This is a genomic window from Kitasatospora albolonga, from assembly GCF_039535905.1.
GTDB classification, from domain to species: Bacteria; Actinomycetota; Actinomycetes; order Streptomycetales; family Streptomycetaceae; genus Kitasatospora; species Kitasatospora albolonga.
Genome location: NZ_BAAAYB010000020.1, coordinates 20,195 through 42,308, shown reverse-complemented (window position 1 = coordinate 42,308; position 22,114 = coordinate 20,195). Strand labels below are relative to the sequence as shown.

Annotated in this window: 10 protein-coding genes; 3 read left to right on the top strand and 7 right to left on the bottom strand. The window is 71.4% G+C overall.

Translation table 11 applies throughout. The features are described 5' to 3' along the window. Positions 1–451 precede the first annotated feature (451 nt). Complete coding sequence (locus ABD946_RS05630; RefSeq protein ID WP_345280678.1) at positions 452–4,717, top strand: ricin-type beta-trefoil lectin domain protein; 4,266 nt, start codon at positions 452–454, stop codon at positions 4,715–4,717. Between the two features lie 162 nt (positions 4,718–4,879). Here the strand turns inward: ABD946_RS05630 and ABD946_RS05625 are convergent, their stop codons facing one another. From ABD946_RS05625 to ABD946_RS05615, 3 genes are all read right to left on the bottom strand, one after another. Then, positions 4,880–5,188 carry a hypothetical protein gene (locus ABD946_RS05625; RefSeq protein WP_345280677.1) on the bottom strand — a complete coding sequence of 103 codons (309 nt, stop codon included), beginning with the start codon at positions 5,186–5,188 and terminating at the stop codon, positions 4,880–4,882. 116 nt (positions 5,189–5,304) lie between these two features. Next, entirely contained in the window at positions 5,305–12,438 is a 7,134-nt protein-coding gene (locus ABD946_RS05620; protein WP_345280676.1) for an RHS repeat-associated core domain-containing protein, read from the bottom strand. A 384-nt stretch (positions 12,439–12,822) separates the two neighbouring features. Then, positions 12,823–14,433, bottom strand: a complete 1,611-nt coding sequence (locus ABD946_RS05615) for a hypothetical protein (protein WP_345280674.1) — start codon at positions 14,431–14,433, stop codon at positions 12,823–12,825. Between the two features lie 357 nt (positions 14,434–14,790). Between ABD946_RS05615 and ABD946_RS05610 the strand changes: the two genes are divergently transcribed. Together ABD946_RS05610 and ABD946_RS05605 are read left to right on the top strand one after the other, a co-directional pair. Continuing rightward, positions 14,791–16,140 carry an MFS transporter gene (locus ABD946_RS05610; protein ID WP_345280672.1) on the top strand — a complete coding sequence of 450 codons (1,350 nt, stop codon included), beginning with the start codon at positions 14,791–14,793 and terminating at the stop codon, positions 16,138–16,140. 233 nt (positions 16,141–16,373) lie between these two features. After that, positions 16,374–19,154, top strand: coding sequence for an FG-GAP-like repeat-containing protein (locus ABD946_RS05605; protein ID WP_345280670.1), 2,781 nt, complete (start codon positions 16,374–16,376; stop codon positions 19,152–19,154). A gap of 55 nt (positions 19,155–19,209) precedes the next feature. Here the strand turns inward: ABD946_RS05605 and ABD946_RS05600 are convergent, their stop codons facing one another. Genes ABD946_RS05600 through sufC form a run of 4 tightly spaced genes read right to left on the bottom strand, consistent with a single transcriptional unit; the run spans position 19,210 to position 22,111 of the window. Then, positions 19,210–19,587 carry a metal-sulfur cluster assembly factor gene (locus ABD946_RS05600; protein WP_345280668.1) on the bottom strand — a complete coding sequence of 126 codons (378 nt, stop codon included), beginning with the start codon at positions 19,585–19,587 and terminating at the stop codon, positions 19,210–19,212. Between the two features lie 21 nt (positions 19,588–19,608). Beyond that, positions 19,609–20,061 carry a Fe-S cluster assembly sulfur transfer protein SufU gene (gene sufU, locus ABD946_RS05595; RefSeq protein WP_345280666.1) on the bottom strand — a complete coding sequence of 151 codons (453 nt, stop codon included), beginning with the start codon at positions 20,059–20,061 and terminating at the stop codon, positions 19,609–19,611. A 14-nt stretch (positions 20,062–20,075) separates the two neighbouring features. Next, entirely contained in the window at positions 20,076–21,341 is a 1,266-nt protein-coding gene (locus tag ABD946_RS05590) for a cysteine desulfurase (RefSeq protein ID WP_380149102.1), read from the bottom strand. Positions 21,342–21,346: 5 nt separating this feature from the next. Next, positions 21,347–22,111, bottom strand: coding sequence for a Fe-S cluster assembly ATPase SufC (sufC, locus tag ABD946_RS05585; protein WP_345280664.1), 765 nt, complete (start codon positions 22,109–22,111; stop codon positions 21,347–21,349). Positions 22,112–22,114: the final 3 nt, after the last annotated feature.

Below are 22,114 nucleotides of genomic sequence, written 5' to 3'. Positions count from 1 at the left end.
CCGTCTGGCCCCGGTCGCGCGCCCGTTGTTCCTGGCCAACCACGCCGCCATGATGCGCAGCGGCCGCCGCGGCCTGCTCCGCCACCTGGTCGGCTGACGGACCGTCACGGAAATAAATTCCGAGATTAGGCGATTCCTTGGCACGAATGAGGTTGACGCGCGAGGTGATTTCCCTCCGCCAAATGCCGCGCGGCGCCCCCCGGAAAGCCGCTCCGGAAATCTGACTGACCGTCTGGTCTCTTTCCCGTATCGACCTCACCGCCAATGAGGACAAGGACGGACAAGCCTCCCCAATCTGGCTTGACCGCCCACTCAAACGGAATGCATCGTTCCCCGTCGACCGCCCGCACGAACCATTGCGGGCCCTTCGGAGGGAACACCGAACTCCATGTCCAAGCAGATACGCCACCGAGGCCTGCCACGGCCGGTCGGACTGGCGGGGCGGGCGGTCGTGGCTGCCACGACCGCCCTGGGCCTCGCCGTCCTGTCCGTCCCGCCCGCCCTCGCCGGGACCGCGACCCCGGCGCCCGGCGCGACCACCGCCCCGGCCGCCCAGCCGCCCGCCGAGTCGGCCGCCACCAAGGCGATCCGCGCGGCCTTCGCCGAGGCCAAGCGGACCGGCCACCCGGTGGTGGTCGACGAGCTGACCACCGAGACCAGCCAGACCACCGCCGACCCGGACGGGCGCACCCTCAGCAGCGACGCCGTCGCCCAGGACGTCCGCACCAAGCGCGACGGCCGGTGGCAGACGCTCGACACCACGCTGAAGGCGAACGCCGACGGCACCGTGACCCCGGCGCTGACCGGCTCCGACCTGGTGCTGTCGGGCGGCGGCACCGGCCCGCTCGCCACCATCTCCACCGCCGACGGCAAGAAGCTCTCGATCAGCGCGCCGTTCACGCTCCCCAAGCCCACCCTGAACGGCGGCACCGCGACCTACGCCTCGGTGCTGCCCGACGTGGACCTCGAGGTGACGGCCCGCCCGGACGGCGGCTGGCGCGACGTGATCGTGGTCAAGACCGCGCAGGCCGCCGCCGACCCCCGGCTGAAGAGCCTGCACTTCCCGCTGCGGACCACCGGCCTGCAGGTCGCCTCCGACCGGGCGGGCAACGTCTCGCTGACGGACGAGGGCGGCAAGGTGCGGATGCACGCGCCCACCCCGTTCCAGTGGGACTCCACCCGGCCGGCCCCTCCGGCGCCGCTGCTCAAGCCGGCCCAGGCCGCTCCGAAGTCGCTCTTCGCCGCACCGGCCGCACCGGCCGCGGCCGACGCGCAGGCCGAGGCCGACCGGTCGACCACCGGCCGCCCCGGCCCGGCGGCCGCGGTGTCCGCCATGGCCGTCACCGCCTCCGCCTCCGAGCTGGTCCTCACCCCCGACCAGAACACCTTCGGCAAGGGCACCGGCCCCTGGTACCTCGACCCCGAGACCAGCGTCGACAACGGCCGGCAGGTCAACGCCCAGGTCCAGGAGAACCACCCGGACACCTCGAACGTGAACACCCTCAGCAGCCTGGGCGTGGGCTACTGCGGCTACTCCGACTGCACCGGCTACGGCCGCTACCGGTCGTACTACCAGCTCTCCACCCCGAACGGCCTGTTCGAGGGCAACGGGCACGGCACCGCCAAGATCAACCGCGCCACCCTGCTGGTCGACGTGCCCGGGGCCTCCTCCCCCGGCACCAAGTCGACCATCAACGTCTACAGCGCCCCGGCCTTCCAGGGCACCACCACCTGGAACAACCAGCCCTGCGGCACCAACGGCAAGATGGTGGGCTGCACCTGGGCGGGCAACTCCGACATCACCGGCACCGGCTCGCTGAGCTACGACGTGACCTGGTGGATGCAGAAGATCGTCAACGAGAAGATCCCCGCCTGGACCATCGGGTTCTCGGCCGAGGACGAGTACGACAAGCTGCTCCGCCACCACCTCGGCGCCAACCCGCACGTCGTCACCTACTACGACATCGCGCCGACCGTCTGGGCCCCGCGCACCACGCCCCAGCCCGGGTACGTCAACGACCCGGTCTACGGCAACCAGCGCAACGACTGCCAGACCCCGGGCGGCAGCGCCTGGAACGCCCCCGGCTGGGTAGGCGCCAACCAGTTCGTCTACCTGCACGCCAACAGCTGGTCCCCGATCGGCGCGAACGTCACCACCAACTACCACATCTGGGACGACAACCAGGCCGGGTGGCACGCCTACCCCAGCGCCGCGGGCGGCTCCTGGAACAGCGACGCCCCGGCCTCGGTCGGCAACCTCACCGACGGCCACCAGTACGGCTGGCTGGCCAACGTCACCGACGGCTCGCTGACCTCCGGCGACACCCCCTGGTGCTACTTCCGCGTCGACAAGACCGCGCCGACCGTCTCGGTCACCTCGACCGACTTCCCCGCCAGCGGCACCGTCAACGCCACCCCGAAGCTGAAGGTCAACCAGCAGGGCACCTTCACGGTGACCTCCAGCGACCCCGCTCCGGGCACCAACCTGCACGCCTCCGGCGTCGCCTGCGTGCGCTGGTCCGCCGACCCGACCCCGGTCACCGGCTGGACCTGCTCCTCGCCGAACGTCGTGGACGCCACCAACACCTTCAAGTTCACCCCGGCCAGCTGGGGCACCAACACCCTCTTCGTCCAGGCGATGGACCGGGCCGGCAACTACAGCCAGCCCTTCCCGTACACCTTCTACGCCCCCTGGAACGCGGCCACCGGCGCTGCGGTCCCCGGTGACCTGAACGGCGACAAGCGGGTCGACCTGCTGCAGGCGGACGCCAAGGGCAACCTGCGGATGATGACCGGCAACACCGACCCGGGCACCGCCGTCTCGGCCCCGCCCGGCCTCGCGCCGGCCGGCAGCACCTGGGACAAGGTGCAGACCTCCCACCTCGGAGCGCTGCGCTCGTTCGGCGTGGACGACGTGCTGGTGCACGTGCCGTCCGCGGTCGACGCCACCAAGTCGCCGTTCCTGTACGTCTACCCGAACAAGAACGACGGCACCTTCAGCACCTCCGGCCTGGTCGGCCGTCCGTCCGGCTGGGTCGCCGCCGACGGCACCCTGCTCGACACCGCGCCGACCGGCTGGAACGCGGACTGGTCGCACGTCAGCCAGTTCACCGCCCTCGGTGCGCCGAAGGCCCTGCTCTCCCCGCTGGACAGCGACCTGGCCAAGGACTACACCTCGGCGGTCACCGTCGAGGACGGCCGGCTCTGGCTCTACCGCTCCAACAGCATCAACAACCTGGACGCCGACGCCACCGCCGTCTCCACCGCCACCACCTGGGGCGGCTACGAGCTCTACGGCCCCGGCGCGGCGAGCGGCTACGCCCAGCCGACCCTGTGGAGCCGCGACGGCAGCGGCACCATCCGCTCCTACGCCGTCAAGACCAAGGGCGACGGCACGCTGGACGTCGGGGCGCTGGCCACCCCGACCGGCGGCACCGTCCTCGGCACCGGCTACACCACGGGGCTCTACCCCAAGATGGGCTCCAACGGCGACCTGAACGGGGACGGCCTCGCCGACCTCTGGGCCCTGGACACCGCCAACCACCTGCGGATCTTCCCCGGCGTGGCCGGTGACTCCAGCAAGCCCACCGCCGTGACCGGGTTCGGCACCGCCACCGACCAGGGCGACGCCCGCCCGTACGTCGACCGGCTGAAGCTGGACACCAGCGCCGGCACCGCCCCGGTCACCACCCCGGACGTCTTCGGCCGGGCCTCCGGCGTCGTCAGCGGCGGCGTCACCTTCCCGACCGACACGGTCAACGGCCGAAGCACCAAGGTGGCCCGGTTCGACGGGGAGAACGGCGAGATCAAGACCCCCGGCCTCGGCGTCGACCCGACCAAGTCGTTCGCCGTCTCGCTCTGGACCAAGCCCGAGGTGCCCACCAAGAAGGACGCCAACGGCAACCTGATCGACGGCGTGGTGATCAGCCAGAGCAACAACGCCGACAGCGCCTTCATGGTCTGGGCCGCCACCCTCGGCGACGGCAACGTCAACTGGCACCTGGGCATGTCCACCGCCGACAACAACGGCTGGCCGTACGACACCACGGACACCCGCAGCGCCGCCGCCCGCGTCCAGTTCGGCACCTGGACCCGACTGACCGTCAGCTACAACGCCCAGACCGGGCAGATGGCGCTGTACGTCAACGGCGCGCTCGCCTCCACCGGCATCCACAAGACCAAGCAGGCCTCCACCGGCCCGCTGGTCCTAGGCCACTACCGCTACCAGAGCAGCGACGCCTGGAACTACTACAAGGGCTCCGTCTCCGACCTCACCGTCTACGACGGCTCGATCGACCCGGGCACCCTGTCCGGCCCGCTCACCGCCGACGCCGCCGCCAACGTCTGCGCCGAGGTCAAGGACGGCCTCACCGCCGCCGGCACCCCCGTCCAGACCCACACCTGCACCGGCGGCGCCGGCCAGCAGTGGAAGGCCCAGCCCAACGGCACCATCCAGCTCGCCGGCCGCTGCCTCGACGCCACCGGCGGCGGGACCGTCAACGGCACCCGCATCCAGCTTTGGGACTGCCTCGGCGGCACCGCCACGCCGAACGCCAACCAGGTCTGGACGATCCGCCCCGACGGCTCGATCTACAACGACAACTCCAAGCGCTGCCTGGACATCCCCAACGCCGTCACGGCCGACGGGAACCAGCTGGAGCTGTACGACTGCAACAGCACCCCGGCCCAGCGCTGGCTGACCCGCCCGGTGGTCTGACCCCCGGAAGGGCCCGTACGACGAGGAGCCCGGCTCCGCAGGACATCCTGCGGAGCCGGGCTCCGTGCTTCTCCGGACCGTCCGAATCCATCGACCGGATCCCACGGGTGGACATTTCCCACAGATTCCGGGATCCATTCGGAATATCGGCCGCCCGCGTGGTCAAACCAGCTTGAACTGGCTCCGGATCTCACCGTACTCGGCCGGCGTGACCAGGCACGTGTAGTGACGGCCGAGAAGCTCCGACAGCTCGATTCCGAGCTGCTGCGCCAGCATCGGGGCGCCCGTCCGGAGAGTCCGGGAGGGGTTCTTCACCGCCTGGTAGTGGGCCGTGACGCCGCGGATCTCCACCACCACGTACTCGATGCGCTCGCCCGCATCGACGCCAGCGTGCACGTGCTGGGAATCCACCAACTGCCCGCAGATTCCGCAGAGTTCTTCGTTTCGCGAGGTTTCCATGGCGCCGATCATAGCGCAGGGCTCCTGCCGGGCACAGTGTGCCACCTGCCCGGCAGGAGCCCCGTTCACCAACCCCTGAAATGAGGGCCGGTCATCCCCTCACCATGGGACGGGATGGATTCCTTCGGTCATCCGTCGAATGACCAGATGTTCATTCCTCCATTTCCGTCGGGCCACAGATATTCGAATGTGGACGCGGTGTCCTCGGCGGACAGCCTCATCTGTTTCTGGCACGGGCCGCACGGAGCCTTGGTGCCCGTGATGCGCACCATTCCGCCCTCGGGGACCGGGCTCGCCATGAAGTACGGGTCGTTGTGGATGACGTGGTCCTTCACCATCGGCGCGCCACCGGCGGCCCGGGCGGCCCGGTGCTCCGTGTGAACGGCCTGCCGCGCCCGGCCGACACCGATGGCGGCCTCCTCCGGCGAGGTGGAGCCGCTCCGCAGGCTGTACGTGTCGATCACGTTGCCGTGCGCGTCCGACACCTCCACGTCCGCGAAATGGGTGTCCGAGGTGATCGGGCCGCACTGCTCGGGCAGGTTGGCGTTGTGCACGAGGACCGGCACGCCGCCCGCGAGCACGTAGTAGGTGTGGACCCGGGTGATGGTGAGGTCGTGGGTGACGACCTGCTGGTGGTAGTTGCGGACGTCGAGGACGGTGACCTCGGTGCCGTCGACCTGGCGCAGCCGGTGGCCGGCCTGGAGGTCGTGGGCGTCCACCCACTTCCGGGTGGTGGCGTCCCAGTACGGGTGGTGCCAGGTCGAGGTGAGCTTCACCGGGCCGGCCGAGGTGCCGTCCGGACCCTCCGGACGCAGCACCAGGTCGGTGAAGTCCTCGTCGTCCGGGGTGGTGATGGTCGCGCTGACCGGCTCGGCGGTGGTCGCACCCGACTGCGGGTCGGTGGCGACGACCAGGTCGCCCTGCTGCACCTGCTCGATCGGCTTGGAGCTGCCGTCGGCCAGTCTGACCGGTGTCCCCTCGGGGAAGCTGTGCGGTCTCGGCGTCCAGGTGCAGGCCGAGGCACCACCGCCCTCATCGGCGTGGGTGGCCGCCTGTTCCGCCTCGGAGGCCTCCTTCTCGGTCTTCCGGGCCGTGCTCAGGGCCTCTTCGGCGTCCTTCGCGACGCGCTCGGCACCGCGGATGGCGTCGTAGGCCTTCTCACCCTCCTTCCAGAGCTTGAACGCCTTGATACCGACCTTGACGGCCTTGAAGACCTTGCTCCACGGGACGAAGTTCAGGGCCGTGTTGATGCAGCCCATCACGTCGCCCTTGGTGAAGCAGTCCCGGGCGTCGTTGAAGCCGATCAGGTCGCCGACGACGTCGACCACCTTGCTCATCAGCTCTTCGCGCTGCTGCTTGGCCTTGGCGAGGGCCTCGTCGGCCGCCTGCTTCTGCCGCTGGGCGGCGGCGAGGTCGGCCGCGGCCTTGCTCCGGGTGTCACTGGACGTCGACGTGGTGGTGGTGCCGGGGGCTCCGCCACCGGTACCGGTACCGGTGCCGCTGCTGCCGTTGGTCTGGTTGAAGTAGGCGGTCCAGGCCGCGGCCGACATGCACCGGCCGGCGTCGTCGGGGATGCAGGTCCCGGTCGGGTCGGCGTGGTTGACCGGGTTGTTGTCGGCGTACGCGTAGCCGTTCCAGGACTGCGGGTCGCCCTCGGTGAAGACCGGGTCGGCGGACAGGAACCGGCCGGCGACCGGGTCGTACTGGCGTGCCCCGAGATTGGTGAAGCCCGTGCCCTCGGTGGTGCCGCCGACGAAGCCCTTGCTGCCGGCCCACACACCCGCACCCGGCTGGCTGCCGCGCGGGTTGCCGAAGGGGTCGGTCGGCCGGCGGACCACGGTCAGGGTCGCGGCGTCCATCTGGACACCGTTGGTCCCGTGCGGATCGGCGGCCTGGTAGTAGAGCTTGCCGCCACCGGCGTCGGTCACGCGGGCGATGGTGAGCCCGCCCGGCCCCCCGTAGTAGCGGGTCGACGTCAGGGCCGTGGACGCGACGTCCATGGTGATCTCGTCGATGCCGAGGTTCAGCGTGACCTTGGAGTTGGTGCGGCGGATCAGCTGGTTGCCGCCCGCGTCGTAGACGTAGCTGGTCGGATCGGCGGTCCCGCTCTTGTCGACCTTGGCCACCTTGCCCTGGTTGTCCCAGGTCAGGCTCTTGGTGCCGTCGGTGTCGGTGATCGCCGTGGTCTTGCCGGTCTCGTCGTACGCGTAGGTGGCCTGCTTCGACGTGCCGTTCACCGTGGTCTTGGCGGTGAGCAGCGCGTGCGGACCGCCCGTGCCACCACCCGTGGACGGGTCGGTGGTCTTGGCGTTCGGGCCGGTCGCGAAGGTCTGGTCGACCGTCTTGTCCTTGGCCACCACGCCGGTCACGTCGTGCTGGACGAACTTGGTCCGGTTGCCGGTGAGGTCGTAGGAGTAGGACTGCCAGTACGGCGCCGGCCCACCGACCCGGGTGGTGGCGGTGGCCGCGGTCGGCTCGCCCCCGTTCGCACATCCGCCGATGCCCGGGACCGAGGGCGCCGGAGCGGTGGTGACGGTCCCCTTGTCGGCCCAGGCCGCGGTCAGCCTGCCCAGGTAGTCGTAGGTGAAGCACTGCAGGTCGGTGTTGGTGCCGTCCTGGAGGTCGCTCACCGAGGTGAGCGCCCCGGCCTTGTTGTAGGTGTAGCCGGTCAGGTCGACGTGGGTGGAGCCGGTCTGCCGGTCCAGGGTGGACTGGACGACGCGGCCGGTCCCCTGGTCGAACTGCTGGGTGGAGACGACCTGCTTGCCGTAGACGCCGACGGTGGTGCGGGTCGGGTGGGCGAAGGCGTCGTACTGCACGTCGCTGACGAGCGCGTCCTTGCCGCTCGACCCGATGAAGTTGCCGTCGAGGTCGTAGGAGTTGGTGATCCGTTCGGCCAGGTAGCCGGTGGGACCGGTCAGCGTCGTGGTCTTCGGCAGTCCGAGGACGGCGCTGTAGGTGAGTGCGGTGTTGTAGGTGCCGCCGAGGGTCTTCTCGGTGGACGGGATGGAGACGGTGGTCCCGGTGGGCCGGTAGCCGAGGTCGTAGCCGGTGAAGGCACTGGTGTACGCCTGGCCGTTCAGGCCGCCCACGTAGGTGGTCGAGGAGGTGGGCTTGCCCTTGGCCTTGGTGTCGTAGACCCACGAGGCCGTCTGGTTGGCCGAGTTGGTGACGTCGGTCCCGTCGAACTGCGCGGTCTTCCGGCCGAGCAGGTCGTAGGTGAAGCTGGTCGACCTGCCCTTGGCGTCCGTCGCCGTGACCAGGTGACCCGCCCCGTCGTACGAGCTGGTGGAGGTGCCCGTGTCCGGGTCGGTCGCACTGACCTGCTGGCCCAGCAGATCGTAGGTGTAGCGCCACTCGTGGTTGGTCGAGTCGCGGCGCCAGAGCGGCTTGCCCACGGTGTCGTGGCCGTAGGTGGTGGAGTTGTACGCCCCGGTCGGGGTGTTCCCCTGGTACTGCCGGAGCTCCACCGTCGCGCCGGTGGCGTCGGTGACGGTCGAGGTCGCGTACCCGCCGGCCGGCGGGGTCAGGTCGACCCGCTCGGCGCCCGGGTAGGCGGTGGTGTTCCGCCACTGCTCCTGGGCGTAGGACATGAACCTGGCCGCGGTGACCCGGCCCAGCCCGTCGAACTCGTTCCAGGTCTGGGCGGGCACCTGCGAGTCCTGCGGGCTGAAGATCGTCGAAACCGGGCCCGAGTCCGCGTTGTAGTACGCGGCGGTGGCCTTGATCTGCCAGCCGTGCGAGTCGAACTCGGCCTCCGAGATCAACCGTCCGACCGTCCCGAAGGCGGGCGTCGACTGACTCTGCCGCACGCGCCCGAGACCGTCGTAGATCTGGATGCTGCTGGAGTAGCTGCCGTCCTCGCGGATGCTCCGGCTGGTCACCGTGGACGGCCCGGTGGAGCCGTTCAGGGCGTACTCGAAGACCCGGTTGGCGCTCTGGGTGGCCCGGTCACGGCCCGGCAGCCAGACCGAGGTGAGGCGGCCGAAGGCGTCGTAGGCCTCCTCGGTGAGGTGGTTGTTCTCGTCGACCGCCTTGGTCGGCAGGCCGCGGCCCGGGTCCACGGTGGTGGTGGACTTCCAGCCCAGCGGGTTGGTCACCTCGACCGAGGTGGGCAGCTCACCGGTGGCGGGCAGGTAGACCGTGGAGGTCCGGGCGCCGTTGGGGTGGGCGGTGTCCTTGCGGGCGGGGTCGGTGGTCGCGCTCTGGCGGCCGTACGCGTCGTACTCCGCCTGGGCGGTGATCCGGTACTTCGGGGTCCCGTCGGTGTTGTAGGACTCCAGGACCCGGGTCTCGGTCTGGTTGGCCTCGGTCCCAAAGGTGGCGAGGGCCTTGCCGTCGTAGTAGGTCAGCGCGTCCGACACGGTGTTGGCCGCGGTCGGCGTCTGCCCGCAGGGCCCGGCCAGCGTCAGCACCCGGTACGGGAGCTCCATCAGCTGCCCGTTGGAGCCGGTGGCGTAGCTGGTGCTGGTGCACTGCTGCTGCTCGGCGACGTGGGCCAGGTCGCCCTTGACGTCGACGGTGACGACCCGGCCGCCCTTGGTCTCGTCGTAGGTGGCGTCCCGCTGGGTGGTGCGCCAGGTGCCGTCGGAGAGCAGGGCCCGGCTCTTCACCTGGGCGGTGTTGCTGTACCGCGCGGTGACCTTGGGCAGGTTGCCGGTCTGGGTGTGGGTGGCGGTGACGGCGGAGAGCCACGGGGTGGTCAGCTCACCGGAGACCACCTTGGCGCCTGCCGCGGCCGACTCGTAGGTCTGGGTCTCCCGGACGGCGCCCGCGAGCTCCTCGGAGTCCGTGATCGTGGAGCCCCAGCTGTCGGTGACCTGCCCGCCCATGCCGCGCAGGAAGGTGGCGACGGACTTGGTCTTCACCCCGTCGGTGCCGGTGCCGGTGGTGGTGGTGACGGTCTGGTAGCCGCGGAAGTTGTCGTACGTCCGGGTGTCGTCGTCGGCGAACTCGGAGTCGTTGCGGTGCCAGGCGGCGCCGCCGCCGTACGTGTACTCGGTGAGCTTGGCGACCGTGCTGGTGACCAGCGACTGCTCGCTGATCGAGGCCACCATGACCTTGTGGAACCAGTCGTCGACCGGCTTGGTGTTGGCCGGGGAGCCCGGCGGGACCCACTTGACCGGCATGCACGGCATGGTGTTGCCGGCCTCGGAGGCCGGCATGGTGCCGTTCACCCGCGAGCACTCGACCGGGCGGTAGGTGACGTTGATCCGGCCGCCGGTCTCGGTGGTGATGGAGCTCATCCGGGGGCGGTTGAACTGCGGTGCGGCCGGCACCAGGCCGTCCACCCGGTTGGCCATCTGCATCGCGGTGAACGACACCGCGGGCAGGGTGGCGGAGGCCTGGCCGTTGCTGGCCGTGCGCTGGATCGAGGAGAGCCAGAGAGTGGGCGAGGTGCCGTCACCCGGGTCGGAGAACACCTGGTTCAGCGCCCAGGTGTCCACCACGCGGGCGGCGCCGGCCACCTGGATGGTGGTCTCCACCTTGGTCAGGCGCTTGGAGGTCCAGAACGACGGGCCGTAGTTGGTGCAGGTGCCGGTCGCGGCGCAGGCCTGGTCGAGCGGGGTGTCGGGCCAGGAGGACTGGTTGGCCACCACGCGCTGGGCGTCCGAGCAGGTGATCGAGCCGGCCGCGAAGCAGCGCTCCGAGGTGGTGAAGTCGATCCGGGCGGCGGGCTTGGCCGCGCCCTTGGCGGTGATCTGGTCGGCGAGCCGCTGGCCGTAGGCGATCTGCGTGACGTTGGAGTAGCGGTCGTACGCGGTGCGGGTGCCGGTGCCGTTGTTCTGGCCACCGCCGCGGGCGTAGTAGTTGCCCTCCTTGGCGTACTTGTACGAGATCAGATTGCCGTGCAGGTCGACGATGTAGTCGAGGTTCCACTGCCAGCCCATCTGGCACCAGGACGCGAGCCCCGTGCCGGAGGAGTAGCAGGGGTCACCGGCGTGCGGGTGGTAGACCGGCACGGTGTTCACCGAGTTGGTGGCGGGGTCGGTGCCGTCGCCACCGGGGAGGTGGTTGGCGCCGAAGTAGTACTGGGTGCCGTCGGTGGTGGTGACCTTGAAGCCCTCGCCGTTCCAGGCGCCGTTGGCGAGCCCGGTCAGCGGGGTGATCTGGGTGCCGTCGTCGCCCTGGAGGCGCAGCACGCCGCTGGTGTCGTCCTTGACCACCGTGCCGGAGTGGCCGGCCAGGTTGAGCTGGAGCGACTGCCCGGCCCAGCACTCGTCGCCGGACATGTCGATGCCGGACTTGAGGCAGGGCTTGTACGAGCGCGAGATCGAGCCGGCCGAGTAGTCCCAGCCGTCGCCGATCCAGGAGGACTGCGAGTTGTTCGCCGCCGTCCGCCCGTCCACCGAGGAGGAGTCGTACCCGAGCATCACGCCGGGTGCGGCGCCTCCGATCGAGGTCGGCATGTCGAAGGTGTACGAGTAGGTGAAGTTCCCGGCGTTGGAGCCGGCGCTCCAGGCCGCGGAGGGCGCGATCGGCGTCGCGGCGAAGGAGCCCATCGAGCCGGACGGGGCCGCCTGGGCGGCCAGCACCATCGCACCGCCGCCGACGGGGGCGGCGGCGGGGGCGGAGTCGAGTCGCAGGCCACCGGCGGGCTGCGCGTCCTTCGGCAGCTCCACCTTGGCGGTCAGCCGGCCGGTCCGGGCGTCGAGCACGGAGGGCACCGGGGTGCGCTGCTGGCACTCGGTGCGCTCGGGGGTGGTCAGCGCGCAGGCGGGCAGCTGGACCAGTTGGGCGCGGTCGGCCCAGCCGGTGACGCCGGGCAGGGCCGCGACGTCCAGGGTGACCTCGACCGGACCGGCCTGCGCCGCCGGGTCACCGGCGTTCTCCAGGGTGACCACGGCGCCGGTGGCCCCGGCCGCCTTGGCCCGGTCGGCGTCCAGGACGCCGACCTTCACCGCGGGGTCGCCACCGGCCCGGCCGGCCGCGGCGTCCGTGAGGTACACCGGGAGGTCCCCGGCCTGCCGGGAGGCGGTCCGGCCGGCGGACGGGGAGGCGCCGCCGGTCAGCTTGCGCGCGGCCGCCTGCTCGGGCGAGACGCCGGAGAGCGCGACGGTCGCGGTGCCGCTCCTGGCGGCGGGGGCCTTCGCCCGCCACTCGACCGGCACGCCGCCGTTGGTCTTCTGGCCCTTCTTCTCGGCGGCCTGGCCGGCCACCGAGGCGGTCCGCTCCAGCGGGGTGTTCGGCGGTGTCCACACCTTCGGGTGCGGTCCGCTCGCGGCCAGCGCTTCGGCGGACGGAATGGCCGGAACCGACATCAGAACGGCCAGTGCTATCAGTCCCGCTCCTCGCGGACGGCTTCTCAGCCGCCGCCGGGCGCGTCCGGGCACACGTGGTGAACCCACGAATTCTCCAAAGTTCGTCGCACGACAGAGAAATGACGCCCCGACCGCTGTCGGGGCGTCATCGAAAGAAATTCATGCAGACGCATGAGGCGACACGAACATAGGAAAACCAGGGGGTACACGCCAGGCCTGACCAGGGAATTTGGATACTCCTTTACTCAGGAGCAGCCCTCAATCAGGACAATGACGGCATTTGCTTTACAGGCACCCGAATGCGAAGGAAATGGGCGGCCGCGCCTGCCCATAGGGACAGGATCGCAGCGCACGCCCTTACCCGCAATGGATTTTGACGACGCGTCAGCCCTTCTGCTGCGAGCGCGCCTTGAAGGCGGCCTTGCGGGCCTCCTTCGCCACCGTGCGGTCCAGGTGGAGCTCGCCGATGGCCTCCAGGACGTCGGCCGTGTACGGGTGGTCGATGCGCCAGAGCTCACCGAAGAAGCTGGCCGGGTTGGCGGTCACCGGCAGCTCCGCGACCAGCCGCCGCAGCACCTCGGCCTCGCCCTCGCTGGTGAGCAGCTGCGCCGCGAAGCCGTCGACCGCGGTCCAGAGCACCATCGAACGCTCCGGCGCCACCACCTGCTCCCCCTGCGCCAGCAGCCAGGCCCGCGCCGCGCCGCCCAGCTCCGGATCGTCCTGCACCTCCACCGCGGCCGCCCGGGCCTGCTCCCCGATCACCTCCAGGGTCTGCACCACCAGCAGCCGCCGCACCGGCGAGAACGCGTCGGCACCCCGCGCGGCCGCCAGCAGCTCCCGCGCGGCCTGCGCCGGATCCTTGCCCGCCAGCCAGATCAGCAGCTCCCGCTCGGGCAGCACGTTGGCGGTCTCTGTGACGGCGCGGAGCACCGTCTCGGCGTCGCCCTGGGCGAGTTCGCCGACCAGCGGGGCGTCGTAGCCGTCCTCCAGCAGCCACTGCCGCACGCCGTACTGGCCCAGCGGGGTCAGCCGGACCAGGCCGAAGCGGGCCGACTCCTCCTCGCTGAGCTCCTCGTCACCGGCGGCCGGGGAGTCCTCCTCCTCGAACAGCTCGGGATCGATCGGCCGGTGCTCCAGCAGGCCGAGCTCGGCCAGGTCGGCCAGCATCGGGTCCAGAGTGACCATCAGGTCGGTGATGTCGCCGAGCAGTTCCTCGTCCGGCTCCTCCCCCTCGGGCACCACCAGCAGCGCGGCCAGCACCCCGAGCGGGACGGTCTCCTCGCCGGGCTCGGCGAAGGCGGTGGTCTCGTAGAGCACCTGGAGCGCCTCGTCGAGCAGCTCGGCCGCCGCCTTGCGGGACTCCTCGACCGCCGAGAGCCGGTCCTCGTCCTCGTCGTCGGCGCCGCCGTCCTCGTCCTCCAGGTCCAGCGAGTCGGCCTCGGCGGCCAGTTCGCGGACGATCCCGGCGGCGGTCAGCCAGAGTTCGAGGACGGTCTCCTCGTCCCCCTGCTCGGCCGCCTCCAGGTCGGGGCCGGGGATGGCCACGTGCTCGCCGGCCTCGGTGGTGCCGATCTCCACCAGGTCCAGGTCGCAGGCGAGCGACCACGCCCGGACGGCCTCCACCTCGGCGTCCTCGCCCTCGCCGAGCCCGATCAGCCGGGCGGCGGGCGCCCGGTCGGCCGCCGGGAGGTCGCCGAACTCGTCCACCGGCCGGTGCGGGGCGGCCCAGCGGGCCAGCTTCAACGCCTGGCCGATCAGCGGCACCGCGAGCGCCGCGTCGGCCAGCTCGCGGTCCGAGGGCAGCTCGACCGGCGGCACCAGCACCGCCGCGTCGTCCTCGTCCGGGCGGCCGTGCGCGGCGAAGGCCCCGTAGAGGTCGGCGAGGTCGTAGTCGGCGGGCAGCAGGCTCTCGGCGGCCGGGCTGTCCGACGGGTTGTCAGGGGTGCTGCGTCGTCCGGCCATCGTGCTGCGCTCTCCCGGTGTGGCGGTGGTCACTGCCGACCGGATGGTGCCGGTCCGTCAACTCAGCGTAGCCGTCCGAGCCCCCGCCCGCCCGGGCCGCACGCCGCGCGCCCCCGCCCCGACCTCGGCACTCGCCCCGGGCCGCCCGGACCTGACGCAGTCCCGGGCCCTACTTGCCGAAGTGGCGCAGACGACACTCCGGAGGGCGATTTGCCACCCTTTCGAACACGTATCCTTCAGCAGGCGCGCGGTACCACAACCCACGGACCGCACCCAGGGCAACGTCGCCCACCCCCTCGTTTTCCCCCGCCCCACCAGGGCTCCGCCGGCAGGCCACCACCCCAGGCCCGGGCCGCCCTCGGTGGTGCCCGGCCACAGGAGACCCCTGCCATGGCGGACCTCTCCCCCGCCGGCGCCGGACTGGGCAGTGCCCAGTTCGAAGGACGCCGGCTCTCGGAGGCCCTGCTCCCCCTGGAGCTCGCACCACGCGCGCAGCTCCAGCTCTCCGCGATCAGCCGCTGGAACGCGCTGCGCGGCGTACGCGTCGGCCTGGTGGCCACGGCCCTGCTGCTCCTGCTGATCGGCGCCAACCTGGCCACCCCGATCTACCCGGTGCTGCAGCGTCAACTCGGCCTCACCGCGCTCGACACCACCATCCTCTTCACCGTCTACGTCTTCGCCCTGGTCCCCGTGCTGGCCGCCGTCGGCCACTGGTCCGACCACCTCGGGCGCCGGGCGATGATCCTGCCCGCCGTCGCGCTGGCCGCCGCCGGCGACGCGCTCTTCGCCACCGCCGGCAGCTTCTGGCAGCTGGCCGCCGGCCGCGCCGTCCAGGGCGTCGCCGTCGCCCTGGCCACCGGTGCCGCCGGAGCCGCCCTGGGCGACCTGCTCCCCGACCACCAGACCCTGGCCGCCAAGCTCACCCTGGCCTGCTCGGCCGGCGGCGTCGCCCTCGGCCCGGTGATCGGTTCGCTGCTCTCCACCGGCGAGCACCCGCTGCTGACGCCCTTCCTGGTGCACGCGGTGCTGCTGCTGGTCCTCTGCGTGCCGCTCGCCCTGGTCCACCCCCGCAAGCCCGGCGGCCGCCGCCCCGCCGCCGCCCCGCCCCGCATCACCACCCCGGCCCACCTGCGGCCGCGGCGGCTGCGGCTGCCGCACACCGGCCGCCGCGAGTTCCTGCTCGCCGCCGGGGCCGGCTTCGCCTCCTACGCGGTCTTCGGCGTCTACCTCAGCCTGGCCCCCGCCTTCTCCGCCAAGCTGCTCGGCAGCAGCTCCTCGCTGATCGGCGCCGTGGTGGCCGCCCTGCTGCTCGGCTCCTCCGCGGTGGCCCAGCTGCTCATCCCGCCCACCTCCGACCGCGTCGTCATCGCCGTCGGCATGGCCGGCCTGGCCCTCGGCCTCGGCCTGGTGGTCACCGCCGCCTGGACCGGCACCGCCGCGCTCCTCTTCCTCGGCAGCGTCCTCGGCGGCGCCTGCCAGGGCGTGGCCTTCCGCTCCCTGTTCACCACCGCCGTCGCCGCGATGGACCCCGAACGCCGCGGCTCGGAACTCTCCACCCTCTGGGTCATCGTCTACCTCGGCTCATCCCTCCCCATCGTCGGCGTCGGCGCCGCGGTCCAGGCCTACGGCCTGCTCCCCGCCGTCTCCGCCTTCGTCGGCCTGGTCGCGGTCGCCTGCCTCGGCCTGGCAGGAGCGGTGCTCCGCCGCGCGGGCGCGCGGGGGAACGGCACACCCGGCTGACGGAAGTGGTCACACCGGGGGCGCGAGGCTCTACCTAATCTGCGGCTCCGCCGCGCGGGCGCGCGGGGGAACGGCACACCCGGCTGACGGAAGTGGTCACACCAGGGGCGCGGGGAACTGCGCGCGGTGGAAAGGCAGCACCGGCAACTGGCTGACGGTGGGTCAGTTGCCGGTGAGCCGCCTTCCGAGCCGCGCAGTTCCTCGCGCCCCTGGCGCCGCTAAGGTGCGCTGTCGTGCGATCACTTCACGTCAAGGCAGCCCTGCTGCTGTCAGCCCTGTTCACCGCCCTGATACCCGGTCAGGCCAAGGCCGCCGCCGTCGAGCCGCCGCTCAAGGTGGTCACCTACAACATCTGCGGCCAGTCCTCCTGCCAGTCCCCGCTGGCCCCCGCCGAGTGGACCGCCGCCATGACGGCGGCACTCACCTCCGCCGACCCGGACGTCGTCAACCTCCAGGAGGTCTGCGCCGGCCAGGCGGACCTGCTCCGCGCCGCCCTCCCCGCGTACACGCTCTCCTACCTCAAGGGCCTCGACCTCAGCCCCACCCAGCGCGGCTGCCAGAAGTGGGGCGGCGTCACCACCTCCTTCGGCGCGGCCCTGCTGGTCAAGACCGTGCACCAGCCGGTCTTCCGCAGCCTGGTGCTCAAGCCGCTCGACCCGGCCCGCGAGCCCCGCCCGCTGATCTGCGCCAACGCGACCGTCGGCACGCACCCCGTCCAGGCCTGCGACGTCCATCTGGACGGCGGCCTCGGCGGCCTGCGCGCCCAGGGTCTCCCGGTGGTGCTGGACCGGATCCAGGAGTGGGGCCAGGGTCGGCCGACCGTGCTGTCCGGTGACTTCAACGCCGACCCGACCGACCCCAACCTCGGGCTGCTCTACCAGGCCCAGGAGGGCAACGGCGGCTTCATCGAGGCCGACCAGCGCGACCGGCTGTACTTCCCGCCCGTCTGCCGCCACCTGACGGACTGCCGCTCCGGCGAGTCGACCACCTTCGACACCGCCCCGAACACCGTCCCGATCGGCGACGACCGCAAGTTCGACTACGTCTTCGGCACCGCCTCCGCCTTCACCACCCCCACGGCCTGGACCGACCCGGCCGGGCACCTCTCCGACCACGCCGTCTACCACGCCGAGCTGACCTGGAGTCAGGACACCGCCGCCCCGTCGGCCCCGCTGGTCTTCAACTCCCCCGGCCTGATCGGCTCCGGCAACGACTGGGTCAACGCGGTCGACCGCACCGCCGGTGACTTCACCGGCGACGGCGCCGCCGACCTGGTGCTGCGCTACGCCACCGGCACCGTCGTGCTCCACCCCGGCGACGGCAAGGGCGGCTTCGGCGCGGCCCGCCAGCTGGCCTCCGGCTGGACCGCCGTCCGCTCCCTGACCGCCGGGTACTTCAACGAGGACGCCCTCGCCGATCTGCTGGTCCAGTACGACGACGGCACCGCCGCCGTCACCGAGGGCCAGGCGGACGGCACCCTCTCCGCCCCGTACCCGCTGCCCGTCCCCGGCGGTCTGCTGAACGCGGTCGACCTCGCCTACGGGCACCTGCTCTCGCCCACCAGCCGTGACCTGCTGGTCCGCTGGGCGGACGACCACTTCAGCGCCCGACCCGTCGTCAAGACCGGTGGCGCGTACGCCGTCTCGGGGGCCGTCACCGTCCGCCCCGGCGGCGCCGACAAGCTCCCCGGCACGGCCGACCTGCTGGCCGGGGACTTCACCGGCAGCGGCTCCACCGCCCTGCTGATCCGCGACACCACCGGGGCGACGGCACTCTACCCGGCCACCGGCCCGGGCCTGTACGCCACCAAGGTCCCGGTCTCCGACGGCCGGAGCTGGCAGGCGGTCGAGGACCTGGTCGCCGCCGACTTCACCAAGGACGGCAAGGACGACCTGGTCCTGCACTGGGCCAACCAGTACAGCTCCACCGCCCCCGGCAAGGGCCAGACCGAGTTCCTGCCCTCCACCGGCACCACCCCGGGCCTGTTCGGCACCCCGGCCGTCCTCAAGTGGGCCTCCGTCAGCCCCTGGGGCAACGCCCCCGACGTGCTGACCGCCGACTTCGACGGCGACGGCAACGCCGACCTGCTGACCCGCCGCCCGCGCTCCCCGCTCCGGCTGAACCTGGGCGTGGGCACCGGCGGCTTCCCGAACGACGCCGCCCACCAGAAGGACTTCGGCCCGAGCGGGAACTGGGACTGGGCCACCGGCCTGGTGGCCGGGGACTTCGACGGCAACGGCACGGTGGACCTGATCGGGTACGACACCTTCCACGCGCTGTTCTACCCCGGCTCGGCCACCACCAGGGGCACCTTCGAGCCCTCCACCACCCTCACCTCTCCCATCGACTGGCGCTTCGTCGCCGACGTCACGGCCGGCCGCTTCGAGACCGGCGGCCGCAGCCAGCTGGTGGTCCGTCAGACCGACGGCCAGGTGCTCCGGTACCCCACCCCGGCCTCGGCCGGCGTCCCGGTCACCGCGGCGGGCACGCCGGTCTCCTGGGGCGACGCCACCTCACTGACCGGCGGCGACTTCACCGGTGACGGCAAGGACGACCTGCTGGTCCGCTGGACGGCCGGCAGCGCCTTCGTCTACCCGGGCGACGGCACCGGCGCCTTCGGCGGCTCCCGCCCGGTGCTGGCGGCCGGCGCGCTCTCCGACCTCACCGAGCTCGGCCAGGGCAAGGTCTACGCCACCCAGCCCCCGGTCAACCTCTACCGCTGGTCCGACGGCACCCTGCTGGTCGACCGCAAGCGCACCGCCGACCTGACCGCCCCCGCCACCCCGAAGGCCGCCACCAGCCTGCTGGTCCGCTCCTCCGACGACCACGGCCGGATCGCCGCCTACGAGTACTCCTTCGACGGCGCCCCGCCCGCCACCCTGGACGCCTTCCACAACACCCTGTCCGTCCCGCTGGACGGCCTGACCACCGGCACCCACCGCCTCACCGTCACCGCCCTCGACCCCAGCGGCAACCGCTCCGCCCCGACCGCCTTCGACTTCACCCGCTCCTGACCGAACGCCGAAGGCCCGGCTCCCCCACGGGGAGCCGGGCCTTCCTGACGACCACTCAGACGTTGAAGCCGAGCGCGCGGAGCTGGTCGCGACCGTCGTCGGTGATCTTGTCCGGGCCCCACGGCGGCATCCAGACCCAGTTGATCCGGAGGTCCTTGACCAGGCCGTCGGTGGCGGTCTTGGCCTGGTCCTCGATCACGTCGGTGAGCGGGCAGGCGGCCGAGGTGAGGGTCATGTCGATGGTGGCGACGTCGCCCTCGTCGATGTGGATCCCGTAGATCAGGCCGAGGTTGACGACGTCGATGCCCAGCTCGGGGTCGACCACGTCCATCAGGGCCTCGGTGAGGTCCTCGACCGAGACCGTGCCGGCGGTGGTGCCGACGATCTGGACCGGGCCCTCGGCCGGCGTGGTGCCGGCCTCGGTGTCGCTCATGAGTCAGTCCTCATCAGTAGTTCAGTCGTTGACGACGGGGTGCTCGGAGAGCGCCTGGGCGGTGGCGTCCTTCCAGGCCATCCAGCTCAGCAGCGCGCACTTCACCCGGGCGGGGAACTTGGAGACCCCGGCGAACGCGACCGCGTCCTCCAGGACCTCCTCGTCTCCCTCGCCCTGACCCTTGCTCTGCATCAGCTCCAGGAAGGCCTCCTGGATCGCCTGGGCCTCGCCGACCGTCTTGCCGACCACCAGCTCGTTCAGCACCGAGGCGCTGGCCTGGCTGATCGAGCAGCCCTGGGAGTCGTAGGAGACGTCCGCGACCACCGGGCCGTCGAGCTTCACCCGGAGGGTGATCTCGTCGCCACAGGTCGGGTTGACGTGGTGCACCTCGGCGTCGCCGTCGCGCAGCCCCTTGCCGTGCGGGTTCTTGTAGTGCTCCAGGATGATCTCCTGGTACATCGAGTCCAGCTTCATGCCGCGCTCACCCCTCAGCCGAAGAAGTTGCGGACGTGGTGCAGGCCGTCGATCAGCGCGTCGACCTCACCCGGCGTCGAGTAGAGGTAGAACGAGGCCCGGGTGGTGGCCGGCACGCCGAAGCGCAGGCAGACCGGCCGCGCGCAGTGGTGGCCGACCCGGACCGCGATGCCCTGCTCGTCGAGCACCTGGCCGACGTCGTGCGGGTGGATGTCGCCGAGCGTGAAGGAGATCGCGGCGGCCCGGTCCACGGCGCTGCGCGGACCGATGATCCGCAGGTCCGGGACCTCCAGCAGGCGCTGCACCGCGTACTCGGTGATCGCGTGCTCGTGGGCGGCGATCTTCTCCATGCCGATGTTCGACAGGTAGTCGATGGCCGCGCCGAGGCCGACCGCCTGGGCGATCGGCGGGGTGCCCGCCTCGAACTTGTGCGGGGCCGGGGCGTAGGTCGAGGCGCCCATGGTGACGGTCTCGATCATCTCGCCGCCGCCGAGGAACGGCGGGAGGTCCTCCAGCAGCTCCTGACGGCCCCACAGCACGCCGATGCCGGTCGGGCCGAGCATCTTGTGGCCGGTGAAGGCGACGAAGTCGGCCTCCAGCGCCTGGACGTCCAGCACCATGTGCGGGGCGGCCTGCGAGGCGTCGATCAGCACCAGGGCGCCGACCGACTGGGCCTTGCGGACGATGGTCTCGACCGGGTTGACGGTGCCGAGCAGGTTGGAGACCAGCGTGAAGGAGACGATCTTCGTCTTCTCGGTGATCAGCTCGTCGATGTTGGAGAGGTCGAGCCGGCCCTCGTCGGTGAGGCCGAACCACTTCAGCTTGGCGCCGGTGCGCTGCGAGAGCAGCTGCCACGGCACGATGTTGGAGTGGTGCTCCATCTCGGTGATGACGATCTCCGAGTCGGCGTCCACCTTGTACGGCTCGTCGGCCCAACCCAGCATGTTGGCAACGAGGTTGAGGGACTCCGAGGCGTTCTTGGTGAAGATCACCTCATCCCGGCTCGGCGCGTTGATGAACGCCGCGACCTTGTCGCGGGCACCCTCGTAGAGCGCCGTGGCCTCTTCGGCCAGCACGTGCACACCACGGTGCACGTTGGCGTTGTGCCGCTCGTAGTACGCGTTCAGCGCGTCCAGGACCTGGCGGGGCTTCTGCGAGGTGGCCGCGTTGTCCAGGTAGACCAGCTGCTTGTCGTCGTGCAGCAGCCGCTGGAGGACCGGGAAGTCCTTGCGGATCGCGTCAGTGTCCAGGAGCCCGGTCAGCGCCGAGCCGGGATGAATGATCGTCACTCGGAAGCGCCGCCCTTCACATATGCCTCGTAGCCCTCGTTCTCCAGCTTGTCGGCCAGCTCGGCACCGCCGGACTCGACGATGCGGCCGCCCGCGAAGACGTGGACGTGGTCGGGCTTGATGTACCGCAGGATGCGGGTGTAGTGCGTGACCAGCAGGGTGCCGACCTCACCGGTCGAGCGGACCCGGTTGATGCCCTCGGAGACGATCCGCAGCGCGTCGACGTCCAGGCCGGAGTCGGTCTCGTCGAGGATCGCGATCTTCGGCTTGAGCAGCTCCAGCTGGAGGATCTCGTGGCGCTTCTTCTCGCCGCCGGAGAAGCCCTCGTTGACGTTGCGCTCGGCGAAGGCCGGGTCCATGGACAGCGCGGCCATGGCCTCCTTGACCTCCTTCACCCAGGTGCGCAGCTTGGGGGCCTCGCCGCGGACGGCGGTGGCGGCGGTGCGCAGGAAGTTGGAGACCGAGACGCCGGGGACCTCGACCGGGTACTGCATGGCCAGGAAGACGCCGGCCCGGGCGCGCTCGTCGACCGACATCTCCAGCACGTCCTCGCCGTCCAGCAGGACGGTGCCGCCGGTGACGGTGTACTTGGGGTGGCCGGCCAGCGAGTAGGCCAGGGTGGACTTGCCGGAGCCGTTCGGGCCCATGATCGCGTGCGTCTCGCCCTGCTTGACCGTCAGGTCGACGCCCTTCAGGATCTCGCGGGGGCCGTTCTCGGCCTCGACGGAGACGTGCAGGTCACGGATTTCAAGCGTTGCCATGTG

Excerpts from the sequence above, each read along its gene's own strand:
- ABD946_RS05625 (WP_345280677.1), bottom strand. The coding sequence starts at position 5,188 with ATGATCGGCGCCATGGAAACCTCGCGAAACGAAGAACTCTGCGGAATC.
- ABD946_RS05620 (WP_345280676.1), bottom strand. The coding sequence starts at position 12,438 with ATGTCGGTTCCGGCCATTCCGTCCGCCGAAGCGCTGGCCGCGAGCGGA.
- ABD946_RS05610 (WP_345280672.1), top strand. The coding sequence starts at position 14,791 with ATGGCGGACCTCTCCCCCGCCGGCGCCGGACTGGGCAGTGCCCAGTTC.
- ABD946_RS05600 (WP_345280668.1), bottom strand. The coding sequence starts at position 19,587 with ATGAGCGACACCGAGGCCGGCACCACGCCGGCCGAGGGCCCGGTCCAG.
- sufU (WP_345280666.1), bottom strand. The coding sequence starts at position 20,061 with ATGAAGCTGGACTCGATGTACCAGGAGATCATCCTGGAGCACTACAAG.
- sufC (WP_345280664.1), bottom strand. The coding sequence starts at position 22,111 with ATGGCAACGCTTGAAATCCGTGACCTGCACGTCTCCGTCGAGGCCGAG.